Origin of the sequence: Celerinatantimonas marina, from assembly GCF_046054165.1 — a bacterium.
Lineage (GTDB): Bacteria > Pseudomonadota > Gammaproteobacteria > Enterobacterales > Celerinatantimonadaceae > Celerinatantimonas.
The window spans coordinates 52,408-77,320 of sequence record NZ_JBFNXK010000005.1 but is presented as its reverse complement, the minus strand read 5'-3'; the positions used below and the strand labels follow the sequence as shown (position 1 = coordinate 77,320).

The following is a 24,913-nucleotide window of genomic DNA, read 5'->3' as shown; positions in this document are numbered from 1 at the left end:
TCACCAGCGAGCAGCGGCTTCCTCGTCGCTTGCTCGTTGTTCCAACCAATGTGATTGACCTAGCCGTGTTTCTTTTTTCCAGAAAGGAGCCTTGGTTTTCAATTGATCCATAATATATTCAGCGGCTGCAAAAGCATCTTTTCGATGTGGAGCACTAACGCCAACAAATACAATTTGTTCATTCACGTTGAGGTACCCTACTCGATGAATTATTCGAGTATCGATCAAAGCCCAACGATTAACAGCCTCTGCAACAAGTGAATTTAAAACTTGTTCCGTCATTTCTGGGTAATGCTCCAGAAAAAGTTCAGTGACCGGCTCTTTTTGATTTAAATCCCGTACCGTTCCTACAAAAAAGACGATTGCTCCTGCGCGAGGTGAATTGAGAAGCGCTTGATAATGTTCAGCAATATCAAAATCTTCAGTTTGAACTGAAATCATAATTTAACCTCCAGTGACCGGTGGAAAGAAAGCCACTTCATCTCCAGCCTGAATCAATGCATCCGCAGTTACTTGAACTCGATTTACGGCACAAAGGACTTGATTGATATTGATCTCATGCCAACGATAACCTGCCATTTCCTGTAACGTTACTAACAACTGCGTTACAGTCATCGGTTCTTCAAGAGGCCATTGCAGTTCAGATGTCCCCACTTGTTCACGTAATCTGGCAAAAACTTTAATGGTGATCATCTATGCCTCCGAATGCTGATAATGACCACTGCGTCCACCACTTTTTTCAAGTAAACAAACACCTTCGATGCACATGTCTTTTTGTAACGCTTTACACATGTCGTAGACCGTTAAGGCTGCCACACTAGCGGCCGTTAACGCTTCCATTTCAACCCCGGTTTGCCCTGTGAGTTTGGCCATCGTTTCAATTCGGACCAAGTTATGCTCCTCATCGGCAACCAAATCAACACTAACTTTCGTCAGCATTAATGGATGACATAGCGGAATTAAGGCACTGGTTTGTTTAGCGGCCTGAATCCCGGCAATTCGAGCTGTAGCGAAAACATCACCTTTATGATGATTCCCTGTCACAATAGCTTGTAGTGTTTCAGGAGCCATTCTAACAATGGCTTGTGCGCGGGCTATCCGAACGGTGGCTTGTTTGTCCGATACATCAACCATATTGGCTTCACCACGATGGTTTAAGTGACTAAATTCAGCCATTAGTTTCACCCTAAATGCATCACAAAGTTACATGGTTTATGCCGACTGTCTAATTGCTCTTCAAGGATTTTATTCCACCCTGTGCGGCATGCTCCAGTTGATCCTGGCAGACAAAAAACCGCCGTATGGTTAGCCATACCAGCAACCGCACGACTCTGTACCGTAGAGGTTCCAATTTCTTCATGAGAAATGGATCGGAACAGCTCGCCGAAGCCTTCAATATTTTTATCGAGCAGAGGAATAATCGCTTGAGGTGTAAAGTCGCGGTCACTAAATCCGGTACCACCAGTAGAGATGACAACCTGACATGTTTCTTCGGCGATCCATTTACTAACCAATGCTCGGATTTTATATGGATCATCAATGACAATTGCTCGTTCATGGAGCTTATGGCCTGCGGCAATCAAAGCATCCACTAAAAATTGTCCTGAAGTATCGGTTTCAATAGTTCGAGTATCCGATATAGTTAACACAGCTATATTTAATGGTTTAAATTCTTTAGAACTATGGCTCATTAATGGTTCTCCTTTATATGAGTCATGGCATCACGCCATTGTTCAGGGGTATTCGTATTTGTTAATAGAGACATTTGTTGACAAGAAATAACTTTTGCCTCTATCGCTCTCAAAAATGGTTTTAAAGCATAATCATGACTTGATTCAGCTTTTTCAATGCTAGCTCGGTTGTCCGGGGTATTTGGGAGCCAAATCGGAAAAATAGATTGAGCAACATAACATGCTTGTTCACCTTGCATCTGCTGCAACAAAAAAGTTAATAAATCCGCTGATAATAACGGCATGTCTACCGCAATAATAAATAAAAAGTCAGCTTGATCTTGAAGATAACGCATCGATGATGCAATACCTGCTAATGGTCCTTTTGCCCGACTCTGATCCGAAATATGAGGATATTGCGGATAAAGACCACTCACCCAAACCGGATAATGTAATCCTGTCAATAATTCAACTTGTCGGTCTAGTAATGAGCGGTGATCAAAAGAAAGTAACGCTTTATCTTGCCCCATGCGGCTGGATTGACCACCGCTTAGCACTAAACTTGCAATACGGGTACTCATCACTCAACCTCCGACAGATGCCAGATGTATCGTTTGTCCCGGATCATGATCATGTAAATAATGAGTAGCTCGCTTGTGGGCTAATGCTTGTGAAATAGTTTCAATTAAAAGTTCAGGATCTTGGGTTTGCAAAGAGGGACGTAGATCATAACCCTCTTCACCAAACAAGCATAAATGTAATTTACCTCGGGCTGATACACGAAGTCGATTGCAGCTGTCACAGAAGTTGGTCTCATAAGGTAAAATTAGACCAATTTTCCCGCAATAATCCGGATGACTAAAAACCTGTGCGGGTCCGGCATTTTCTTGAACTGTTGTGGTTGACCACCCATGACGCAATAACAGCAATTTTAGTTGTTGGCCACTGACATGTTCCTGGCTAAACAACGAGCGTTGCTCAAGTGTTTCCATTAATTCAATATATCGGAGTTCAACCGGCCAATTTCGGAGCCGTTCTAGTGTTTTTTCAAATTGCGCGAAATTATAGTGCTGCATTAATACGGTATTAATTTTAACACTTCGATATCCGGCGGCTAATGCTGCATCAATTCCAGACATCACTTTCGAAAAGCTTTTAGTTCCGGTGATCTGATTAAAGAGGCGTTCATCAAAACTATCAACACTAATATTGACACGATCAAGGCCAGCATTTTTCCACAGCTGGGCATTCTGAGCTAAACGAAATCCATTGGTTGTCATCGCCACGGTTTCGATACCCGGAGTCTTCGCGCAGATTTCTATTATTTCACCAATATCCCGACGTAAGGTAGGTTCTCCCCCAGTCAAACGAATTTTAGTCGTTCCGGCCTGTGCAAAAACCTGGGTAATTTGCTGAATTTCCGGAAGAGTTAAAAATTGTGGCTGTTGCTCAGGCCGTTGATAGCCGTTGGGCAAACAATATTGACATTTAAAATTGCATACATCGGTCACCGACAGCCGTAAATAGCTGAATCGGCGATTAAAATCATCAGTTAACATCGAAACCTTTCCAAGTTGGGAGGCATAATCATTTCTTCTTACACCCTGTCTGCACATATGCAGAGGCACGTTATCCATATCTAAAGCAGATGAAGGTTAAAGCGCTCGGTTTGAGCGGCATTATACGTAAATTATGCTAATTTTGTTAGTAGCAACTGACCAGAATTCTTGGCTTCTATCAATTTTTCTTGAAATAACTTATTGATAGTTCAGTGTTTAAATAACCCTTTATAAGGGGAGCAGTATGATGATTACATTACCTATTTTCCCATTATCGACTCATATTCTGCCGGGTGGACGACTTCCGCTGACTATTTTTGAACCTCGTTATCTTAGTATGATCACTCAATGTTGCCGAAATAAAGAGCCCTTTGGAATTGTGTGTATTCAACCTCAGATATCGCATGCGGAATCTCAGCTAATGCCGATCGGAACCGGAGTAACTATCGTGGATTTTGATCTGCTTCAGGGAGGAATTTTAGGTGTTATTGTTGAAGGACAGTTTCGGTTTCGGATGCGCAATCCCCAATTATCAACAGAAACGACATGTCATCATGCTGATCAGGCAACTGTACAAAAACTAAGTACCTGGCCAGTAATTACATTACCTGAGTCTGAACATTATATTGCTGATTGCCTTTCCCAGATCTACATACAGTATCCAGAGCTAGGGAAACTTTACCAAAACCCTCAGTTAAAAAATCTGACATGGCTTTGCCAACGCTGGTTAGAAGTATTACCGCTATCTATTCATGAAAAACAGGCAATAATGGCGGCACCTAACTGTGAGCGTATTCATCAGCTTTTAATTGAAATGTTAAAAGGTTCATAATAAAAACCCGGCAAAAGCCGGGTGCCAAAGGGCAAATCTACAGGAGTCAATGTCAAGGAAGTGACATACATATTTAGGTGTAGCATAAAATTGAATAACTCCCCAAATAGATCACCCTATCTTTTCAATTTTATTCAATTTGACGGTAACGCATCATGATATCTTGATAACTGCATTCATTCGGGTGCTCCGCGCAAGCATCAAAAATGGCCCGGTTAATCGCTGTTCCTTTCTTAACTTTAGTCGCCTGTTTAAATGCCTTGTGTTCTAGGTATTCCAGTTGGCGTAATTGTTCTGGAGAACACAAATTATGTTTTGATGGAGTCTGGCAATACCGATAGTGAACCATTTGCCGAATATAAACTTCCAGATTTTTTGTTTGTTCAGCGGTTCCGGAATATTGAAGAGGATGAATAAAGGCCGCATGGCCTAAAGGAATGAAAAATAATATCAATAGATACAATAATATCCGCCACATCATTCTGCCCTCCTTGTGAGACACGTAACTTATTTTATAATTCACACAATAAAACAGTAATGTTGGTTACACAACCACTCTTGCAAAATCAAAAATTTACCTCAAAATTTTAGATGTCAACGACAGAAAATAAATTTAATAAAACAATGTTTTATTATTTTACAATCTATGTGTTAATCTTATCCAATAGACTAACGATGAGGAGAATACATAGATGTTTGTCTTTAATAAAGAAATTGAATTAGAAGACTTAGGTGATGGCGTCACCCGAAAAGTACTGGCTCATGATGGAAAAATGATGGGAGTAGAAGTCCATTTTGAAAAAGATGCTATCGGTGCTATGCATCATCATCCTCATGAACAATTAACTTATATCTTAAGTGGCAAATTTCGTTTTACTATCGGCGGTGAAACGCATGATGTTACCGCTGGCGATACTTTATATAAAGCGCCAAACGTTGAACACGGGTGTGTCTGCCTGGAAAAAGGGGTACTACTTGATACATTTACGCCAATGCGTGACGACTTTTTAAAAGCATAAAACGATTGGATCAGGAGGTAGACTCCTGATCTTATAAACTAGATTATTCTGAAACACTGTTTAATTGAATACAGCACCGGGCTACAATCTGAGCCCGATCCACAAATGTATCCAGATGACAACATTCTAAATCAGTATGCATTTTTTCTCCGACCGGACCAGTTCCACATAATGTTGGGATCCCCATGGCAGATGTCCAGCCTGCATCCGAACATCCACCGGTGAATTCTCCATCAACCTTAATTCCCAATTGGGTTGCTTGTTGTTTATATATGGCCAGTAGCGATGCACTCATCTTCGATTCAAATGGAACAAAACCGGCTACATGTTTAAGTGTGGCTTGAATACCTTGCATTCCATGTCGGGCCACACATTGCTCTAAAGCTTCGATCAACTGAACACGTTGAGAGGCATCCATATAACGGACATCTAATTTAGCACAAGCATATGCAGCTACCGTATTCGGTGTTGTTCCACCTTGAATAACCCCAATATTGGTTGTTATTCCTTTTTCATAATCCGTAAGTTGATGAATCGCAATAACGATCCGGGCTAAAGCCTCAATTGCTGAAACACCATCCGCATGACTCACTCCAGCGTGAGACGCTCGCCCGTGCACTTCAATCACATATGAGTCGCCGCCTTTTCTGGCGCTGACGACATTACCACTGATACGCCCTGGTTCGGCATTAAAAACAGCTTTAGCTCCGGCTACCAGTGATTGCATGACTTTTTGTCCTTGGGGAGAGCCGATCTCTTCATCCATGGTTGAGATAAAACGCAGTCGCCAAGGAAGTTGCGTTGAATACTGTTGTTGCCAGCTTGCAAATGCTGCCAATACATAAGCATTCATCACTAATCCTGCTTTCATATCGGCTACTCCGGGCCCATACGCATCCTGATTTTGGACTTGATAGGGCCGTTTAGCCACAGTCCCGTCCTTAAATACGGTATCCATATGCCCTGTTAAACAGATAGGAGCTATATTTGGATCACCTATCTCGGCACAAATTCCCCCTTCTGGATCAGTCATCCAATGTGCATTGATGCCGTAATATTTAAATTCATCAATCAGTGTGTTCCCCACCCTTCTGACTAATTCGGGTTGGTGGCTGGGCGAGTCTAAATTGACTAACTTTTCCAGCAAATCAAACATGGGTTGTTGATGGGAGACTAGCCATGAACAAATATAATCCATCATTGCCGTATTCATAACCGGGAATCCTTAACGGCTTGGCCTGTTTCAGCCAAATCCCAGAAAATACCCGCCATCATTTTTAACCCTTGCAAGGCAACCGAAGCTAATAAATGTTCATTAGGTCCATGTTGTAAACATGCTGGATATGAATGGGGGATCCATAACGTTGGCAGTCCAAGGATCTGACTAAACACGTTATTGGGAATGGAGCCCCCCAAATTAGGTAATAATGTGGGCTCAACATCGGTTGTACGACGAATAGAATCCAGCGCCCAAGAAACCCAAGGATCAGTTGGATCTAAACGTGTAGCTTCCATTTTAGTAACACCACAAGCAAATACATCAACATCATCAAAACCATTTCGATCTAAATGATCTCGGATGATTTCAATAAAATGCTCACTATCACTACCGACCACATAGCGAATTTGACCGTGTAACGAGGCGGAGCCCGGAATCGCATTCGCGGGGGCTTGAGGGTTTCCCGTCTGACAAGCCAATAGTTCTAATGTATTCCAGCCAAAGACCCGCTCTGATGGCGTTAATCCAGGCTCACCCCATGAAGCATCAATCTCAGGATCCGATGGCCCCGTACCAACTGGAATACCTCGGATAGCGGCTCGTACAGCTGCAGGTAACTCATGGGGTAATAATCCCGGAACTAAAATTTTACCCTTGGCATCAACCAGAGAAGCCCATGCATGAATTAATCGAGTTCCAGCATTGGCTAATAATCCGCCCCAGTTTCCGGAATGATAAGAGCCCGGGCGTAAATTAACCCGCAGATCAAAATTAAGTGACCCTCTAGAGCCTAAAAATACCGTTGGATATTCAGCGCCCACTCGAGGACCATCACTACCGATAAATAGATCTGCTTTAAGCTGAGCTTGATGTAGCTGACAGAACTCAGCTAAGCCAGGGGAGCCTGCCTCTTCACCCATTTCAAGTATTAATTTGACATTAAATCCCAGAGAACCACGGATTTTTAAGACCTGCTGCAGCGCCGCTAAATTAATACTATGCTGACCTTTATTGTCAGCCGTCCCACGTCCATACCAATGATTCCCTTCCACCTTGATTGACCACGGCGATAATCCATCTTTCCATTGGTCATCATAGCCATTAACAACATCACCATGGCCGTAACTCAATACAGTGAGTAAATCTTCGGATTCAATCCGCTCTGCGATCAAAAAAGGCCACGCTCCGGCTTCTTGAGCCACGGGATTTTCATAAATTTCCCATGTGAATCCCATTGATTCCAGCAATGGAACCATTTGCTGTGTTAAATAGTCATTTAATTTATCGAAGTGATGGTTATCCTGACTCACGCTGTCAATTTCAATACGAGACTGTAAATCCTTCAGAAATTCACCCTGATTAAAATAATCACTTGCGGCTTCGATAGCTTTTTCCCGACTCATAGATAACTCCTTTGCCTTACTGAAGGCATAACAACTCGACTATCGTTGCATTCGCACCGATACAGTAAAATAATTGATTCGTTAATATTTAAACGGCTTTTCGCCAGCTCAACTCATCTTGCCCTGGCAATCCCAACGTTGGATCAGGCGTTAACACTGAAGCGAGTAGCGCCTGTGTATAAGGATGCTGAGGATGATGAAAAATCTGTTCACATGTCCCCTGCTCAACGATTTGCCCCTGATTCATCACAGCCACATGATCAGACAAATGTTCGACAACAGCTAAGTTGTGACTAATGAATAGATACGTAAGACCAAATTCTTCTTTTAATTCATTTAGTAAATTTAAAATCTGTGCCTGAACGGAGACATCCAATGCCGAAGTCGGTTCATCACAAACTAAAATACTTGGCTTAAGAATTAACGCTCGAGCAATCGCCACTCGCTGGCGCTGCCCACCTGATAATTGCCCCGGAAATTGCTTTAATAACCGCAGAGGAAGCCCAACTTTTTCAGCAATTTCTCGAACGCTATCCCGTTGCTGTTCGGCATCTCCAATATGGTGCAATTTTAAAGGTAATCGAATAATATCTTCAATTCGTTTCCTGGGGTTTAATGATGAATATGGATCCTGAAAAATAGGCTGGATCTGCTTGGCTAATTGATGCCGGTGTTTTAGATTAACCGCTTTGTCAGATAATAAAATATCGCCTTCACTGGGCTCTAATAATCCCAGAATCATCTTAGCCAGCGTACTTTTACCGCATCCTGACTCACCTACTAGCCCCAACACTTCTCCCGGTTTAATCCGTAATGATACATCGTTAACCGCGATAAATCGGGAGGGTTTTTGCCATGCTTTCTTGCGAATATCAAAATAGCGAGACAATCCGCAAAGTTCCAAAGCGTATTTCATCAGCAAGCCTCCTTAAATGGTTCACTGTAGACAGGACAACGTAACCAATGATGAGGTTCAACCTGTATTAAATCTGGAGATCGCTGAGAACATTGGCACTGAGCATAAGGGCAACGATTCGCAAAAGCACACCCTGAAGTTTGTCCAATCAGACTAGGAACAACCCCTTCAATCGTATCTAATGGCTGCCCTTTTTTATTTTTCCCTGGGATTGGAATACAATTCAACAAGCCTTTGGTATATGGATGTTGAGGTGATGCAAACAAAGTTTCGGTAGTTGCTGTTTCAACAACCTGTCCGGCGTACATGACAGCAACTCGATCCGCAATTCGAGCAACAACTCCTAAGTCATGGGTGATGAAGATCACTGCGGTCCCAAACTCCTGCTGAAGTTCTTTAATCAAGCGTAAAATTTGAGCCTGAATCGTAACATCTAATGCCGTGGTTGGTTCGTCAGCAATAATTAGGTCAGGCTCGCACATTAAAGCCATCGCAATCATAATTCGCTGACGCAAGCCGCCCGATAGCTGATGGGGATATTGATTCAAGCGCTCTTCCGGATATGGAACACCGGAGCGTTGTAGTAAATACAAGGCTCGTTTACGCGCTTCATCCCGACTCAAATGTTTATGAGTCATAATTCCTTCACACAGTTGATCACCAATTTTGTAAGCTGGATTTAGAGATGTCATCGGTTCCTGAAAAATCATCGCCATTTTCATACCGCGTAATTTATTCCGCGATTTTTTAGATATTTTTAGTAAATCTTCCCCCTGAAACATCATCTTATCCGCTTCACAGCGCGCTCGTTTAGGGAGTAATCCCATCAGCGCCATAGAGGTCATCGATTTACCACATCCTGATTCCCCGACAAGACAAAGTAATTCACCTTTTTTAACGTCTAGATCAATTCCGCGTACTGCATTTAATTCACCATTAGAGGTCGGGAGTCGCACCTGTAAGTTTTTCACTTCAAGTAATGTTTCCATGATTTTTCTCCTAACTTCGATTTTGTGGTGCATTTAAATCGCGTAATCCATCACCGACTAGGTTAATGGCCATCACCAGGATCATGAGAGCTACACCAGGAATCGCAATTACCCAAGGTTGAAAAAACATATAGGCTTTCCCTTCGGCAACCATGAGTCCCCATGAAGGTAATGGAGGCTGCACCCCTAGCCCAAGGAAGGACAGAGTTGCTTCTAATAAGATGGCATGTGCCATTTCAAGTGTAACAACCACAATCAGAGGGCTGAGAATATTGGGTAAAATTTCACGCAATAAAATATACCAAGTAGATGCGCCCAAGACTTTGGCTGAGGCAATAAATTCAGAGTCTCGCAATTGCTGAGTGGTTGCCCGAGCGACAACGGCGAATCGGTCCCATAAAAGCGATCCTAACAATATAATGACAATCTGTAATGAACCACCCACCAATGACGCCATAGCCAATGCGACTAATACCACCGGAAGCGCTAGCCGAGTTGTGATCAAATAGCTAATAATGGCATCGGTTCGTCCACCGAAATAACCGGCTAAAATGCCCAAGGTCGTGCCAATAAATCCAGATAAAATTGCAGCTGCAAATCCGATAATTAATGAAATACGGGTTCCATACAGAAGTCGGCTCCAATAATCCCGACCTAACTTATCGGTTCCTAACCAGTGTTCCCATGTGCCTTGGATATGCCAAACCGGAGGGATCATGCGTTGTGTTACATCCTGAGCATAAGGATCATGAGGCGCGATCCAAGGTGCAAATATCGCAACAACGATAATGACACCCAGCATTATTCCCCCAATAGTAAGACTATGATAGCCCAATAGGCGATTAACCATTTTCCGCCAAGGAGGAATAACGGGTAATGGATCAACCATACTTTTACTTAATGAAATAGAATCCATTTTTTCCTCCTAACGAATACGTAATTTTGGATCAAGAACTGCATTGAGCAGATCGGCAATAAAAGTCAGAGCGATGTAAAATACCGCAATTAATAAAACGACTGCCTGAACCACTGGATAATCATTTCTGGCGATAGAATCCCAGGCTAACTGACCTAATCCTCTCAATGAAAAAACAGACTCAATCACAACTGAACCACCTAACATGAATCCAAGCTCAACCGCCAATAGTGCGACAACCGGGATAACTGCATTACGCAGGGCATGTTTAAATACCACTTTAAACTCGCTGATCCCTTTAGCTCTCGCAGTCCGAATATAGTCGGAACTTAAAACTTCCAGCATTCCGGTTCGAGTCAATCGCATAATCGATGGTGTAGCATAATAGCCCAGAGCAATTGCAGGCAGGACAAAATGCTGCCAACTCCCGGTTCCTCCTGCTGGAAACCAATGCAAATTCACCGCAAAGATAATAATTAAAGCCAATCCGAAGAAGAAACTGGGCATCGCCTGACCAAACACGGCAATCGTTAAAGCCAGACGATCGATCCAGGTATCTTGTTTAATGGCTGCGACAACACCTAATGGAATAGCAACTAGTGTGGCAACCGACAAGGCGATTGCCCCTAAAGTTAAAGTCACCGGCAACCGCTGCTGAATTAAAGTCATCACAGAATCTGTGAAAAAGTATGATTTACCAAAATCTAGATGGATGGCAGACCATAGCCAATGAACATACTGAAACACAATGGGTTGGTTTAATCCAAACTGTACCCGAATTTGTTCAACTTGTGCCGCAGTTGCCTCAGGGCCAGCAATAGCTGTCGCTAAATCACCGGAAAGGTGCAATAGCATAAAGCAAATGACTGAAACAGTTATTGCGACACTAACCGCCGTTAACAAACGGCGAATGACATAACTCCACATAGTTACATTCCCTTTTACTAACTATTTCCAAGAAGATTCCCAGAAGCGAGGGAGTTCATCGGGATAAGCCTTAAACTTAAGATCCGAGGTGAACGCATAGTTACTGGTATATGAGAACAAAGGTGCCCAATAGGCCTGCTGAGAAATTTGCTTAATGGCTTTAGCATAATTCTGCTTGCGGACTTCCGGTGCGATGGACGCATCCGCGATTTCCAACCACTTATGCACCTGAGTATCCTGATCTTCATCATCGGCACCGCCTTTAAAATAAACACTGATGATCGCTGAGGCATCGTTAATGGAATAGGAACCCCAAGTTTGGAAAGACATGGGGACTTTACCGGCACGCATGTCACTACGCAGAGCGGCGTAACTCATAAAGCGTAATTTGGCAATAATTCCGACTTTACGTAAATCACCAATGATCGCTTCGGCATAGTCACGATCTCGATAGGCATAAATATCCGTACTGAACCCGTTGGGATAACCTGCCTGAGCCAGCAATGCTTTGGCTTTTTCAGGATCATATGGATATTGCACCGCACTTTGTGTATCACATCCAAATTGAGCGGGGAAACAAGGAGTATAAAGTGGACGACTTCCGCCTCGGACTAGCGAATGGGCCATACCCTCGCGGTTAATGGCATAATTGACTGCTTGTCTAACTTGTAGTTTTTTAAATGGGGAATCCGGATTATCTGTTCCTCGGCTATTCATCGTGATAAAACCAACTCGCATTGTTTCACTGCCAGTTACGGTAATATTGGGAACGGATTTAAGTTGATCGGCTTGATCTGAGGGGACTCGCCAGATCCAATCCACTTGCCCAGTCATCAATTGTGCTAATCGGGTATCCGAATCAGGAATAAAGACAAATTTCAATTTTCCAATCTTAGGTTTCCCGATTGGACTTCCACCAAAATAGTTAGGGTTTTTAACTAAATCAGCTTCTTGACCATTAACTACTTTGACGATTTGATAAGGACCTGTCCCGATAGGTGCTTTATCAAATCCTTCGAGCCCTACTTTTTTAAAATATTTTTCTGGGTAAATAGGCAATGGGCCAGAGAGATATTCAAATGCTGCTGGAAATGGTCGTTTTAACTCGAACACAACCTGATAAGGTCCTGTTTTATCGACGTGTTTAATCCAATCTACGTTTTGTAACGTTACTGCTTTAGATTCAGGTGAAATGGCATAATTGAAAGTAAAGGCCACATCGTCAGCACTAAACGAATCGCCATTTTGAAATTTAACGTCCTGACGCAAATTGACCAATAAATGGGTTGAATCTTGCCAGTGCCAATTCGTGGCGAGCATAGGCTCATACTTACCTGTATTCGGATCACGATAAATCAATGTATCCCAAGCCAGATGACTTAAAATGACCCCCTCACGAAGATTATTGTGGTATGGGCTGATATTTTCAGGCCAACTATTCGAAGCATACACGAGTGTATCATTTGCTTTATTAGCAAAGCTGGATTGAGCAGAGAACAAAAAGGAAGCTGTCATTGCTAATGGAACGATACGGCGAAACATGTCAGTCATAAGCATTTCCTTATACTTTGGAAAGTAAATAAACCCTTGGTTTACACTCGATGCTAAGCGATAATAAACCTTGCAACAATAACAATTTTTGCAATAAATCATTGCTGAATCGGCAACGATACTGCCTTGTTTTAGGGCACCAAAATCAAGCATTTTTGATAAAGGATTCTTATGGCCAATATTCCACATTTAACAGCACCCGCGCTTCGTTATTTCATTGAAGTAAGTAAATGTGGCTCTATTAGTTTGGCATCATCGCACCTTAATGTTGCAACCAGTGCCATCAGCCGTCAGATCTCCGGATTAGAAGAACAACTAGGAACGCCTCTTTTTGAACGTCGTCCTAGAGGCATGGTTCTTAGTGCCGCGGGTGAAATGCTAGCGGCCTATGCTCGTAAAGTTCTATTAGAAACAGATCGGGTGTTAGCTGAAATAAAAGATTTAGAAGGCTTACAACAGGGGAAAGTATCGATTGCTTGTACCGAAGGTTTTGCAATGGAATATCTACCTGTATGTATTGCTCAATTCCAGCGCCAGTACACGCAGATCCAATTTAAAATTGATGTTTATCCCCCAGCCCATGTTTCCGATGCAATTCGAAACGGTGATGCTGATATCGGTGTGACTTTTAGTTTAAACCCCAGCCCAGATATTAACGTGGCCTTTCGTCAACCTGCACCAATACTGGCGATTATGGCTCCAAATCATCCTTTAGCTCATAAAAAATCCGTTTCGCTCTCTCAAATTGCAGCTTATCCATTAGCTTTACCTTATCGAGATACTACGGTTCGCCAACTTTTTGATATCTGTGCAAGTCGACAACAATTAGCCATCGAACCGGCGTTTACCGGAAGCTATATTGCAGCACTCACCCAATATACAATTCATAGTGGTGGGATCTCGTTATTCGGAGAGATATCCGTTCGAAATCTGGTTAAAGAACAACGCTTAGTTGCATTACCGATTCGGGATCGAGGAATGGATATCCGGAATATTGAAGTTCAAACACTCATGGGACGCACACTTCCTAAAGCGGTTGATGTGTTCCTAGGCTTTTTAATTCAATCTTTACCTGGAGAAAACGAGCTGAAATAGGTTGTTAATCACTTCAGTGGATACCGGGATAAAAATATCCCGGTAAATAAAATAATACCCAAAATTAGAGAACACTTGCCACTGCTTTACAAAGTGTATCCATACTGGCTTGAGTCATTCCGGCCACACTAATTCGGCCCGAATTTACAATATAAACCCCATATTCTTCTCTTAGTCGTAATACCTGCTCTTTATTGAGACCCGAGAAAGAGAACATTCCATTTTGCTGTTCAATAAAGTTGAAATCGACTTCAGGTTTATATTTTTTCAAAGTGGCTACAAATAACTGCCGCATCTGCTGAATACGCTCGCGCATTTGTGTAACTTCTGCATGCCATTCAGCCGTTAATTGTTCATCAGATAGGATGGTATACACAATTTTTGCGCCATGACTGGGCGGATTTGAATAGTTAGCGCGAATGCCTGCTTTGAGTTGTGTAAACGCGATACGCGCTATTTCGGCATCTTTGGCCAGAATGGTTGCAGCTCCGACCCGTTCATTATACAACCCGAAGTTTTTTGAAAATGAACTCGCAATCAATAACTCTGAATGGGTTTCAGCAAATAACCGAAGACCGGCAGCATCTTCTTCAATACCTTTCGCAAATCCTTGATAGGCAAAATCAAACAAAGGTAGCCAGCCTTTTTCTAATGATAATTGACATAAGGTTTGCCATTGTTCAAAAGTTGGATCGATCCCGCTTGGGTTATGACAGCAACCATGGAATAAAACCATATCTCCTGATGGGATCTGCTGGAGTGACGCTACCATTCCGTCAAAATCAAGCCCATGAGTTGTAGGGTCATAATAATGATATGTTTTTACTTCTAATCCTGCGGCATGAAAAACATTGGCATGATTGGCCCATGTCGGATCAGAAATCCAAACGGTCCGTATCCCAACATGACGAAATGCGAATTCAGCAACCGCTCTTAAGGCGCCTGTGCCCCCCGGGGCCTGTGCTGTCACGGCTCGCTGCTGACTAATGATCGAATGACCGGTTCCAAACAATAACTGTTGAACCGCTTTACCATATTCAGGTGAGCCTTCAATACTCAAATAGACTTTCGTTTGTTCATTTTGAAGCAATATTTTTTCGGCTTTTTTGACAGTATCGAGGATCGGGGTCTGGCCACTTTCATTTTTATATACACCAGAACCTAAATTAATTTTTTCAACTCGTTCGTCTTTTTTAAACAGTTCAGTTAATCCTAAAATCGGATCAGCTGGGGCCTCTTTCACATGCTCAAACATTCCTATCCTCTTGACTATCTCGTCGTGCTAATTTCTTTAGCAAGAGATTAGCGTAAAAGCCTGACGCTGTCTTCAGGCGAAACTAAATTTATTCCTTACGATCCCATGAATTCTTGACTAAATTATAAAAATTGTTACAACACGCGCATCAAAAGAGGCCATTCATTCAACACAAAAGGAACGTTTGTATTCAAAGTTCATTAATTGGGAAACGTCCTCCTTGAGATAAACAGCTTTGAGTAAATAGCAACTTTTATCAACATGCTGTTATGATAGCAGCCATTGTTTTCATATTAGGGCCAGCTCTATGCAATTTAGTTGGGCATTTATTGTAAAAAAATGGATAGCGGGTTTACTGATGCCAATCAACATCTGCTTGCTTTTGCTACTCCTTAGTTTTTATTTATGCTTAAAAAAACGCCCTTTCTTAGCCGCATGGCCTTTACTTATCGTCATTATATTACTTGGCTTTTCAAGTAATCTTCCTTGGGTCAACCAACGGTTATATGCTCTTGAATCACAATATCGCATGCCGAAAAATGTAACCAATCAATTTGATTTCGTTGTGGTACTTGGGGGTGGGCATGTCTCTGATCCGCGTTTATCTCCTATTGAACAGCTCAGTCGGGCCTCTTTATTACGAATTATGAAAGGCATTGAATTAGCTAAACAAAATCCAGGAGCTCGATTAATTGTTTCTGGTTATAGCGGTAGCGACCCTAAAACAAATGCGGAGTTAATGAAGATTGTAGCAACGCAAGCGAATATTCTACCGGCCAGTATTATCACGATCCCTAAAGCAAAAGATACGGCGCAGGAAGCCCGGCTGATTTCCATTTATATAGGACAACGCCCGACGGCATTGGTTACTAGTGCGATTCATATGAAAAGAGCAATGAGCTATTTTCAAAAATTTAGTAATCAAATTACACCGATCCCAACAGACTATCTTGGGAAAATGTATCAAGGCCCGCTGGCAAGCTATCAGTACCTTCCGGATGCCATTACTGTTGGAAAATTTGATGCTTACTGGCATGAAAAGTTAGGTACTTTATGGGAAAATATTCAAAAGCATTTACCATAAAGGATTGTCATAGATCAGATTTATCCTTTTTTTTGTAATTTAATTTCAATAAGACCTACGATCTTTGTTCAAATTCAATATAATCAAGCGCATTAATAAAACGAGGAGATGTTGACAATGAGAACACCATTAGTAATGGGTAACTGGAAACTAAATGGTACAAAAGAATCTGTAGAAGCTTTGGTTAAAGGTTTAGTTGAACCTGCCAATGCGGCTTCTAGTGTTCAGGTAGCTGTTTGTGCTCCAGTTATCTTTTTAGGTCAGGTAGAACAACTGACAGCAGGTAGCAAACTGGCGTATGGCGCTCAAGATGCGGATATCCATACTTCTGGTGCATTCACAGGTGAAAATTCTCCTGTCATGCTGAAAGAATTTGGATGTACTTATAGCTTGGTCGGCCATAGCGAACGTCGTGAATATCATAACGAATCAGATGAAGTCGTTGCTGGTAAATTTAAAGCTATTCAAGAATATGGGTTAGTTCCTGTTTTATGTATTGGCGAAAGTCTGGAACAGAATGAAGCTGGTGAAACTCAGGCTGTTGTTGAACGTCAGTTGAAAGCCGTGGTAGATCTTTGTGGCATCGATGCATTTAATAATGCTGTCATTGCATATGAACCCATCTGGGCTATCGGAACTGGCAAATCAGCAACTGCTGAACAAGCACAAGCTGTTCACGCAGGCATTCGCCAATGGCTAGCTGCACAGAGTGCTGATGTTGCTGCAAAAGTTCAGATTCTTTATGGCGGTAGTGTAAAAGCGGCCACTGCTAAAGAATTATTTAGTCAACCAGACATCGATGGCGGTTTGGTCGGTGGTGCATCACTGATTGTTGATGAATTTGCAGGTATTATTGCTGCTGCATAAGCGCTAGTAGCATCATAAAAATGAAGTCATGTCATTTTAAAAATTCTAATTGGCATTGGCGAGGTATTTTTTAAGATTTTAATCCGGTATAACTCAGTTGTACCGGATTTTTTATTGATGATAATGGCATAAGATGCCATTGAATTATTCCTTTAAACCTTTTGTATTCAATTTAATTTTCATAGTGCGCCATCCTTTTCTATATAGTTAAAGCCCTATCTTATTCATATATTTAAATTAAATTTTTATCTAACTTATAATTATTCAATTTATATATAATTTAATGACATTTTCATCTAATAAAAACACTATAAGTTTTAAGAAATTTACAGATAATGAGTTTATAGATATTGATCTAATCTCTATTTATAACAATAAACTTATATCTATATAATTGACAGCCCAGCCATATATTTTCTATTATTAGTGACTCCCCCGGAATCCCCATAGCTATTGGGTTAGCCTGAAGTATTAGCGATGAAAATGTTTTTTCAAAATAGTCACTGCTTAGATAATATTGTCTTTAAATGCTTAAGGCGTGTAAAACCAAATTGGCTTGTGATATGGGATGAGCAACGTCATCAATACCGAGATGAACCGTTTAGCTTTGCCGTAGAATTTAATTTTCTACTAGAAAAGCTAGAATTAATTCCTTACCAACTCCAATTGACTGAAGCACATATTGAACTACTGAAATTTCTTAATTGCAATAAAGTGCCACAGGATACTATGGATCTAAACAAATTCTATATTGAATTATTAAAAAAAGGATTTTATGCCGATATTGAGGGATCCGATTTGATTGAGTTGATTGCTATTCTTATCTATCGGCTTCGCTCTGTTGGGTATCAGCATGTCGATGAAGTGAACAGAGAGGAACAGAATCGACTGGGTATTCTTATTTGTCTCGTTCTATTTGACTGGTATCGGTTAATTGGCTCAGAACCCTTTCACTGTGATCATACGAAATCGAGCATTCATTGGTAAATATCTTAATTTATATCGGACTCTCGGCGTGGTAGTATGGAGTATATTTTAAACTGAACGCTGAGTTTTAGATTCGAGATAAATATAAGTGTAAGCCAAGTATCTCTGTGCTCTCCAGCTAGATTTTGGCAGTTGAATGCTGTTCAATTTAGATCGTTTTGAACACGATATCGTTGTGAGATCACTTGGTTCGATATTAAGTTCGAAATGCGTTTAGACCCCTCTAGGGCCATTCCCTTAGCATCAACGACAATGCTATTTATACCCAGTCTTAATGATCAACGGTTTCTTGTTTTATCGTCTTATATAAGGATATATATGCCCGATCTAAGCCTTATTTTTTTAGCCTGTGCGATCGTCGCTCTCGGAGCCATTGTCCAAAGTTTGATAGGATTTGGGTTAGCCGTTGTGGCTGCACCATTATTATATTTCATTGATCCGACCTTCGTCCCTGTCCCCCTATTGTTACAGGGATTAATGATCTCGATATTCAACTGGTACTCCAATCGTCATAATACCGATATTGCTTCGATGTTCTATGCGTTGATCGCTCGGGTTCCTGGAGCATTATTAGGACTTTGGCTCATATTGCATTTCAATGCTAAAGGTCTACAGATTATGATTGCTATTGCTGTGTTATCGGGAGTTATCAGTACATTAACCAGCTATGCCGTTCGATTTAACCGAAAAAATTTGGTTATTGCCGGATTTATTTCCGGCATATTTGCGACTGTTGCTGCGATCGGAGGCCCACCAATGGCACTTATTATGCGACATCAGGAAACGGCCAAAATCCGCGGTAATTTATCAGCCTTTTTCACCCTGAGTTCGACTATCTCATTTTTTGTGTTACTAGCTGGTGGACGTGTTCAGTTACACCATCTCTCATTAGGACTTTTACTCTTACCGGCCGTGATTCTTGGATTTTTTCTGGCCAAATTAGTGATTGACAAAGTTGAGCGTCAACATATCAAGTGGATCACTCAAATTGTATGTTCCATTTCAGCATTTATGCTGCTTTATCAGGCGATATTTAACTAATATCAACGAGCTGCTGTTGTAATTGTTTCAATTTATCACGTAATTCAGCCGCTTTTTCAAATTCTAAATCACGTGCATGCTGATACATCTGTTTTTCAACGTTCTGGATTTCTGCCATCACTTGAGACGCTGAAAGTTGTGGTTTGGTTTGTCGGGACTGGACCACACGTTCCATCCGTCCCTGCCCCAATGCCATCACATCAGTCACTTTCTTATTGAGAGCCTGAGGGATAATGCCGTGCTCATCATTATAAGCTTTTTGAATTTCTCGACGTCTCTCTGTTTCCTGAATCGCTTTTTGCATAGAACCAGTCATATGTTCTGCATATAAAATGGCCATTCCTTCCAAATTTCGGGCGGCTCGACCAATGGTTTGGATCATCGAGCGTTCAGAACGTAAAAAACCTTCTTTATCTGCGTCCAAGATAGCGACTAATGAGACCTCTGGCATATCCAAACCTTCTCGTAATAGGTTGATCCCAACTAAGACATCAAATTTACCTAAACGCAGATCTCGGATAATTTCCATACGTTCGACAGTATCAATATCAGAATGTAGATACCGAACTTTGACGTCATGTTCCGATAAATAATCCGTTAGATCTTCGGCCATTCGCTTAGTTAATGTTGTCACTAAAACTCGTTCCCCTTTGGCCGAACGCTGGCGAGCTTCAGACAACAGATCATCGACCTGTGTGGCCACTGGGCGAACTTCGATTCGGGGATCCAATAATCCGGTTGGTCTGACAACTTGCTCTACAAAACGACCATCCGCTTTTTCTACTTCATAAGGCCCTGGAGTGGCCGATACAAAAATGGCCTGAGGGATAATCGATTCAAACTCCTCAAACTTTAACGGCCTATTATCCAATGCCGATGGTAATCGAAATCCATATTCAACAAGTGTTTCCTTCCGAGAGCGATCACCTTTATACATGGCACCAATCTGAGGAACCGTCACATGCGATTCATCGATAACTAATAGACCATCTTTTGGGAGATAATCAATTAAAGTTGGTGGGGGTTCTCCGGGGCCCCTTCCAGAAAGAAACCGCGAATAGTTTTCAATACCGGAGCAATATCCTAACTCTTGGATCATTTCTATATCAAAGAGTGTCCGCTGGCTTAATCGTTGTTCTTCTAAGAGCCGATTATCCGCCAGTAATTGCGCTTTACGTTCTTTTAATTCTTCTTTAATTAGTTCTATAGCTTCCAGAAGCGTTTCTCGAGGAGTGACATAGTGTGTTTTAGGGTAAATAGTTGCCCGAGCAATGACTTCTTCGATAGCCCCAGTTAAAGGATCGAAATAACTTAAGCGTTCAACCTCATCATCAAATAATTCAATCCGTAGTGCATTTTGTTCTGATTCTGCAGGGAAAATGTCAATGACCTCACCCCGGACACGGAAGGTTCCTCGTTCAAACGCCGCATCATTGCGGGTATATTGCAACTCAGCTAACCGCCGCAAAATTTGGCGTTGATCGATCATTTCACCCACACTCAAATGCAACATCATTTTCAAATAGGACTGAGGATCACCCAAACCATAAATAGCAGAAACGGATGCTACCAAGATAACATCCCGTCGCTCCATTAAGGCCTTAGTTGCGGATAACCGCATTTGTTCAATATGGGCGTTGATCGACGCATCTTTTTCAATGAATGTATCTGTAGTTGGGACATAGGCTTCAGGCTGGTAGTAGTCGTAATAAGAAACAAAAAATTCAACGGCATTATTTGGGAAAAATTCTTTCATCTCACCATAAAGTTGTGCCGCCAATGTTTTATTCGGAGCCAGAATCAGAGTTGGCCGCCCTTCGCTAGCGATCAGATTAGCAATCGTGAATGTTTTTCCAGAGCCAGTCACTCCCAGTAATGTTTGATGTGCCAGACCGTCATGTAATCCTTCCTGCAACTCGCGAATCGCTTTAGGTTGGTCTCCTGAAGGCTGATAATTTGAGACTAATTCAAAAGATTTCATTATGACCGCTACCTATATTTGATCCACTAATTCGATGATCTTAATCAACCTATTTATAAAATTCAGCAAGAACTAAAAATTAATATAAAAAAATGCTCTAAAAATAAATGTCAAGAGCATTTTAAATGAAATTATTCACCGAATGTAAAATTTAATGCACAGCCAATAACATTTATTCATCAAAGCCGCAAGGAGAAATGACATTTTTCTGTATCTGGACCTAATTATTTATAACTGATTGTTTTTATTAGCTATATTATCATGACCGTTTTTTGAATATTTTATCGAGAAGTCAGTATTGATGCGGCTTAGAGAATGATTTCATATGCTAATGCACATGGTTATCCACAGATTTAGTGGATAACTGTGTGTAACCCGCATCGGCTCTCGATCAACACTATTTGTGTATAAATATGCCCCTAAATCGAGCCCTTTTTTAGTGCGGAAAAACGGATTATTAATAATAAATGCATTAGCAATACATTAATTTATTTCTGATAAATAGACCTCATTTTTAATCTAAAACAGCGCTACATTAGCTATGTATGAATCCTATTTATTTTTTTATTGAGGGCATTGACAGTGATTAGCCCGATGATTATCATCTTTCGCACTGAAGGTGTTCTCCTTCGCATATTCCCCAGTAGCTCAGTTGGTTAGAGCGGTGGACTGTTAATCCATGTGTCGTTGGTTCAAATCCAACCTGGGGAGCCACTTCGATATCCTAGCCATTATTCCCTATTGTTATTATCTTTTTATTTAAAAAATAAAAAGGTTGATTACATATGAACCAACCTTTTCAATAAATTTTCTAGATTGTTATTTTTCATTTAAAGAATGGGTTTCAATCCATTCAGCAATATGAATAATTCGTTGATTGGAGCTTCCTTGCCAAGGTAGTTCCGGGCTTAATAATTCTTGTTTAAATGGGCCATCAACCACCACATCTAACAACTTTGCGACCCGCCACTGCTCTGGAGTCAACTCTTCGATCAGATATCCCGTCCAACACCAAATATCTTTACTAGGACATAACGTTTTCACTCGTGAAACGATTTGATGAATCATCGGCAAATTGTTCGGATGAAGCGGGTCTCCCCCGCTTAATGTTAATCCTCGACGGGGAATTTCCGTATCCTGCAAATCCCCTATAATCTGTGCCAACATCCCATCATCAAACTCACAGCCAGCATCAAAGCGCCAAGTCGCCTGGTTATAACATCCCTTGCATTGATGTGTACATCCAGAGACAAACAGTGCACACCGTGTCCCCGGCCCGTTGACAACATCAATCGGGTAATATTGGGAATAATGCATTAGAGATGTTTCACCCGTCGCAGAACTTCTTGTTGTTTTCCATAGTTAAATGGGCGTGCATCTGGACTTCCCAGATAACCACAGACCCGACGAATTACAGACACTTTGCTACTATCATGGTTGCCACATTTAGGACAAACGAACCCTTTACTGGTACAGGTAAACTCACCTTTAAAGCCACATTCATAGCATTCGTCGATTGGCGTATTGGTCCCATAATAAGGAACTCGGGTATAGGCATAATCCCAAACGTTTTCCAACGCTTCAATGTTATGACGCATGTTTGGATATTCGCCATAACAGATAAAACCACCACTACTGAGAGCTGGATAAGGTGCTTCAAATTGAATTTTTTCATAAGGATTAACTTTTTTCTCTACATCCAAATGAAAACTGTTTGTGTAGTAACCTTTATCCGTTACTCCCTCAATAATGCCGAATTCTTTAGTATCTAGTTTACAAAAGCGATTACACAAGTTTTCACTCGGTGTTCCGTAAAGACTAAAACCATAACCTGTTTCTTCTTTCCAGCGTTCAGTCGCTTGCTGTAGGTGACGAACGATCTCTTCACCTTCTCGGCGCAGTTGCTCGCTATCGTATACATGTGTTTCTGTACCATATAAAGCATTAATGGTTTCATATACACCAATATACCCCAGAGAAATAGAAGCTCGACCATTTTTAAATAGATCAATCACTGGATCATCGGCTTTTAAGCGAACACCACAGGCACCTTCCATATAAAGGATGGGAGCCACACGCGCTTTCACATTAGAAAGTCGTTCAATACGTGTCATTAATGCTTTGTAGGCAATTTCTAAACGTTCATCAAGTAACTCATAGAAACGTTGGCGATCATGATTAGCCTGTAGACCGATACGTGGCAAATTAATACTCACGACCCCTAAATTATTTCGGCCATCATGGATCTGCTCACCTTGTTCATTGGTATAAGGAGCAAGGAAGCTTCGACAGCCCATCGGGGTCTTAAATGACCCTGTTACTTCAACAACTTTGTCATAACTTAAAATGTCTGGATACATCCGCTCAGTTGAGCATTTTAAGGCGAGTTGTTTGATATCGTAGTTTGGATCTTCTTTTGAGCGATTCACACCTTCACGAATAGCAAAAACTAGTTTAGGAAATACCGCTGTTTTGGCATTTTTACCTAAACCAGCGATTCGATTTTGTAAAATCGATTTTTGAATTAAACGGGCTTCCCAACTGACGCCAAGGCCGAAACCCAATGTTACGAATGGAGTTTGACCATTAGCGGTATGCAGTGTGTTAACCTCATATTCCAGCGATTGAAATGCGTCATAGCATTCTTTTTGGATCCGTTCTTCCGCATAAGCGCGTTGGTCTTTAATCCCCCATTGCCGTGCCACTTCTAAATGTTTTTCATAAGAACGAGTCACATAAGGGCTTAAAATTTCATCAATGCGGTTAATGGTTGTTCCACCATAGATATGCGAGGCTACCTGAGCAATAATCTGGGCAGTGACTGCTGTCGCCGTAGCAATCGAACGTGGTGTTTCAATCTCTGCATTGCCCATTTTGAAACCATTCGTCAACATGCCATTCAAATCAATCAGCATACAGTTGAACATTGGGAAAAATGGCGAATAGTCTAAGTCGTGATAATGAATATCACCTCGTTCATGAGCTTGGACAATATCTCGTGGAAGAATATATTTTTTAGCATAATGTTTAGCAACGATACCGGCGAGTAAATCCCGCTGTGTCGGAATGACTTTAGCATCTTTGTTTGCATTTTCATTCAGAATTTCGTTATCGCTCTGTTCCATTAAACCTGCAATATCTTTATTCAGTTGGCTGGTGCGTTCTCGTGCGATATCTCGATCATGGCGATATTCAATGTAAGCCCGAGCTAATTTGCGATATGGGCTCTGCATCAGCAACTCTTCAACAGCAGTCTGAATTTGATCAATTTTAACCTGTTGTTGTCCTTTAAATTGACTTGCGATATGACTAGCAACTTCTTCAGCAAATCCGTCAGTCGTTGATTCAGAAGCCTCACTAGCAGCTAAAATAGCCTGGCTGATTCGTACCGGATCGAAAGGTACACGACTCCCATCACGTTTTTCTACGACTGGTTGAAGATTCATTTTTTCCTACCCATTAATCAATATTTAGTTCATTAAGTTTATACAAAACACTACATATAGTGTTTTTTGAATTTAAATAATTATTGATACAGATCAAGGTTGAGACATTTATGGATGAAACTCGGTCATTAGAAATGATCTATCGGGAGTGGTTGA

At 41.4% G+C, this 24,913-nt stretch carries 25 protein-coding genes, 1 tRNA gene and 1 riboswitch; of the genes, 8 read left to right on the top strand and 18 right to left on the bottom strand.

What is annotated here, in order from left to right:
- From ABUE20_RS06895 to moaA, 6 genes are all read right to left on the bottom strand, one after another.
- Positions 1-441 (bottom strand): molybdenum cofactor biosynthesis protein MoaE, encoded by a 441-nt coding sequence (locus ABUE20_RS06895; protein ID WP_408619141.1) that lies wholly within the window; start codon positions 439-441, stop codon positions 1-3.
- A gap of 3 nt (positions 442-444) precedes the next feature.
- Positions 445-693, bottom strand: a complete 249-nt coding sequence (locus ABUE20_RS06890; RefSeq protein ID WP_408619140.1) for a MoaD/ThiS family protein — start codon at positions 691-693, stop codon at positions 445-447.
- Entirely contained in the window at positions 694-1,176 is a 483-nt protein-coding gene (gene moaC / locus ABUE20_RS06885; protein ID WP_408619139.1) for a cyclic pyranopterin monophosphate synthase MoaC, read from the bottom strand.
- Between the two features lie 5 nt (positions 1,177-1,181).
- Positions 1,182-1,691: a molybdenum cofactor biosynthesis protein B gene (moaB, locus tag ABUE20_RS06880; RefSeq protein ID WP_408619138.1), complete on the bottom strand. Its 510-nt coding sequence runs from the start codon at positions 1,689-1,691 to the stop codon at positions 1,182-1,184.
- The gene (mobA, locus tag ABUE20_RS06875; protein ID WP_408619137.1) at positions 1,691-2,251 is read right to left on the bottom strand and encodes a molybdenum cofactor guanylyltransferase; all 561 of its coding nucleotides are present in this window, start codon (positions 2,249-2,251) and stop codon (positions 1,691-1,693) included. The genes moaB and mobA overlap by 1 nt, the downstream gene beginning before the upstream one ends.
- 3 nt (positions 2,252-2,254) lie before the next feature.
- Complete coding sequence (gene moaA, locus ABUE20_RS06870) at positions 2,255-3,229, bottom strand: GTP 3',8-cyclase MoaA (RefSeq protein ID WP_408619136.1); 975 nt, start codon at positions 3,227-3,229, stop codon at positions 2,255-2,257.
- Positions 3,218-3,351, bottom strand: a riboswitch (molybdenum cofactor riboswitch). (Overlaps the previous gene by 12 nt.)
- A gap of 122 nt (positions 3,352-3,473) precedes the next feature.
- Here moaA and ABUE20_RS06865 point away from each other — a divergent pair.
- A complete protein-coding gene (locus tag ABUE20_RS06865; protein WP_408619135.1) occupies positions 3,474-4,061 on the top strand; it encodes an LON peptidase substrate-binding domain-containing protein in 588 nt (195 codons plus the stop codon).
- Between the two features lie 130 nt (positions 4,062-4,191).
- Here ABUE20_RS06865 and ABUE20_RS06860 read toward each other — a convergent pair whose 3' ends face one another.
- Complete coding sequence (locus tag ABUE20_RS06860) at positions 4,192-4,542, bottom strand: hypothetical protein (RefSeq protein WP_408619134.1); 351 nt, start codon at positions 4,540-4,542, stop codon at positions 4,192-4,194.
- A gap of 211 nt (positions 4,543-4,753) precedes the next feature.
- Between ABUE20_RS06860 and ABUE20_RS06855 the strand changes: the two genes are divergently transcribed.
- Complete coding sequence (locus tag ABUE20_RS06855) at positions 4,754-5,080, top strand: cupin domain-containing protein (protein ID WP_408619133.1); 327 nt, start codon at positions 4,754-4,756, stop codon at positions 5,078-5,080.
- 43 nt (positions 5,081-5,123) lie between these two features.
- On the opposite strand, the gene ABUE20_RS06850 is transcribed toward ABUE20_RS06855, so the two are convergent.
- The 7 genes from ABUE20_RS06850 to ABUE20_RS06820 form a co-directional block, all read right to left on the bottom strand.
- Positions 5,124-6,293: a M20 family metallopeptidase gene (locus ABUE20_RS06850; protein WP_408619132.1), complete on the bottom strand. Its 1,170-nt coding sequence runs from the start codon at positions 6,291-6,293 to the stop codon at positions 5,124-5,126.
- On the bottom strand, positions 6,290-7,702 hold the full coding sequence (locus tag ABUE20_RS06845; RefSeq protein ID WP_408619131.1) for a M20 family metallopeptidase: 1,413 nt from the start codon (positions 7,700-7,702) through the stop codon (positions 6,290-6,292). The genes ABUE20_RS06850 and ABUE20_RS06845 overlap by 4 nt, the downstream gene beginning before the upstream one ends.
- 88 nt (positions 7,703-7,790) lie before the next feature.
- Positions 7,791-8,618: an ATP-binding cassette domain-containing protein gene (locus tag ABUE20_RS06840; protein ID WP_408619130.1), complete on the bottom strand. Its 828-nt coding sequence runs from the start codon at positions 8,616-8,618 to the stop codon at positions 7,791-7,793.
- Entirely contained in the window at positions 8,618-9,607 is a 990-nt protein-coding gene (locus ABUE20_RS06835) for an ABC transporter ATP-binding protein (protein ID WP_408619129.1), read from the bottom strand. Before ABUE20_RS06835 ends, ABUE20_RS06840 begins: the two co-directional genes overlap by 1 nt.
- Positions 9,608-9,617: 10 nt before the next feature.
- Positions 9,618-10,523 carry an ABC transporter permease gene (locus ABUE20_RS06830; RefSeq protein WP_408619128.1) on the bottom strand — a complete coding sequence of 302 codons (906 nt, stop codon included), beginning with the start codon at positions 10,521-10,523 and terminating at the stop codon, positions 9,618-9,620.
- A 9-nt stretch (positions 10,524-10,532) separates the two neighbouring features.
- Positions 10,533-11,450 carry an ABC transporter permease gene (locus ABUE20_RS06825; protein ID WP_408619127.1) on the bottom strand — a complete coding sequence of 306 codons (918 nt, stop codon included), beginning with the start codon at positions 11,448-11,450 and terminating at the stop codon, positions 10,533-10,535.
- Between the two features lie 21 nt (positions 11,451-11,471).
- A complete protein-coding gene (locus ABUE20_RS06820; protein WP_408619126.1) occupies positions 11,472-13,001 on the bottom strand; it encodes an ABC transporter substrate-binding protein in 1,530 nt (509 codons plus the stop codon).
- 171 nt (positions 13,002-13,172) lie between these two features.
- On the opposite strand from ABUE20_RS06820, the gene ABUE20_RS06815 reads away from it, so the two are divergent.
- Positions 13,173-14,096, top strand: a complete 924-nt coding sequence (locus ABUE20_RS06815; protein ID WP_408619125.1) for a LysR family transcriptional regulator — start codon at positions 13,173-13,175, stop codon at positions 14,094-14,096.
- Between the two features lie 64 nt (positions 14,097-14,160).
- On the opposite strand, the gene ABUE20_RS06810 is transcribed toward ABUE20_RS06815, so the two are convergent.
- Complete coding sequence (locus ABUE20_RS06810; protein WP_408619124.1) at positions 14,161-15,351, bottom strand: amino acid aminotransferase; 1,191 nt, start codon at positions 15,349-15,351, stop codon at positions 14,161-14,163.
- A 307-nt stretch (positions 15,352-15,658) separates the two neighbouring features.
- Between ABUE20_RS06810 and ABUE20_RS06805 the strand changes: the two genes are divergently transcribed.
- The 4 genes from ABUE20_RS06805 (at position 15,659) to ABUE20_RS06790 (ending at position 19,330) form a co-directional block, all read left to right on the top strand.
- Positions 15,659-16,435 (top strand): YdcF family protein, encoded by a 777-nt coding sequence (locus tag ABUE20_RS06805; protein ID WP_408619123.1) that lies wholly within the window; start codon positions 15,659-15,661, stop codon positions 16,433-16,435.
- Positions 16,436-16,552: 117 nt separating this feature from the next.
- Positions 16,553-17,302 carry a triose-phosphate isomerase gene (tpiA, locus tag ABUE20_RS06800; RefSeq protein ID WP_408619122.1) on the top strand — a complete coding sequence of 250 codons (750 nt, stop codon included), beginning with the start codon at positions 16,553-16,555 and terminating at the stop codon, positions 17,300-17,302.
- 477 nt (positions 17,303-17,779) lie between these two features.
- The gene (locus tag ABUE20_RS06795; protein WP_408619121.1) at positions 17,780-18,289 is read left to right on the top strand and encodes a hypothetical protein; all 510 of its coding nucleotides are present in this window, start codon (positions 17,780-17,782) and stop codon (positions 18,287-18,289) included.
- Positions 18,290-18,607: 318 nt separating this feature from the next.
- Positions 18,608-19,330, top strand: coding sequence for a sulfite exporter TauE/SafE family protein (locus ABUE20_RS06790; RefSeq protein ID WP_408619120.1), 723 nt, complete (start codon positions 18,608-18,610; stop codon positions 19,328-19,330).
- Here ABUE20_RS06790 and uvrB read toward each other — a convergent pair.
- Positions 19,323-21,314 (bottom strand): excinuclease ABC subunit UvrB, encoded by a 1,992-nt coding sequence (gene uvrB / locus ABUE20_RS06785; RefSeq protein ID WP_408619321.1) that lies wholly within the window; start codon positions 21,312-21,314, stop codon positions 19,323-19,325. The genes ABUE20_RS06790 and uvrB overlap by 8 nt on opposite strands.
- A gap of 634 nt (positions 21,315-21,948) precedes the next feature.
- On the opposite strand from uvrB, the gene ABUE20_RS06780 reads away from it, so the two are divergent.
- A tRNA-Asn gene (locus ABUE20_RS06780) sits at positions 21,949-22,025 on the top strand.
- A gap of 105 nt (positions 22,026-22,130) precedes the next feature.
- Here the strand turns inward: ABUE20_RS06780 and nrdG are convergent.
- Together nrdG and nrdD are read right to left on the bottom strand one after the other, a co-directional pair.
- Positions 22,131-22,628, bottom strand: coding sequence for an anaerobic ribonucleoside-triphosphate reductase-activating protein (gene nrdG / locus ABUE20_RS06775; protein WP_408619119.1), 498 nt, complete (start codon positions 22,626-22,628; stop codon positions 22,131-22,133).
- Positions 22,628-24,757 (bottom strand): anaerobic ribonucleoside-triphosphate reductase, encoded by a 2,130-nt coding sequence (gene nrdD, locus ABUE20_RS06770; RefSeq protein WP_408619118.1) that lies wholly within the window; start codon positions 24,755-24,757, stop codon positions 22,628-22,630. Before nrdD ends, nrdG begins: the two co-directional genes overlap by 1 nt.
- Positions 24,758-24,913: the final 156 nt, after the last annotated feature.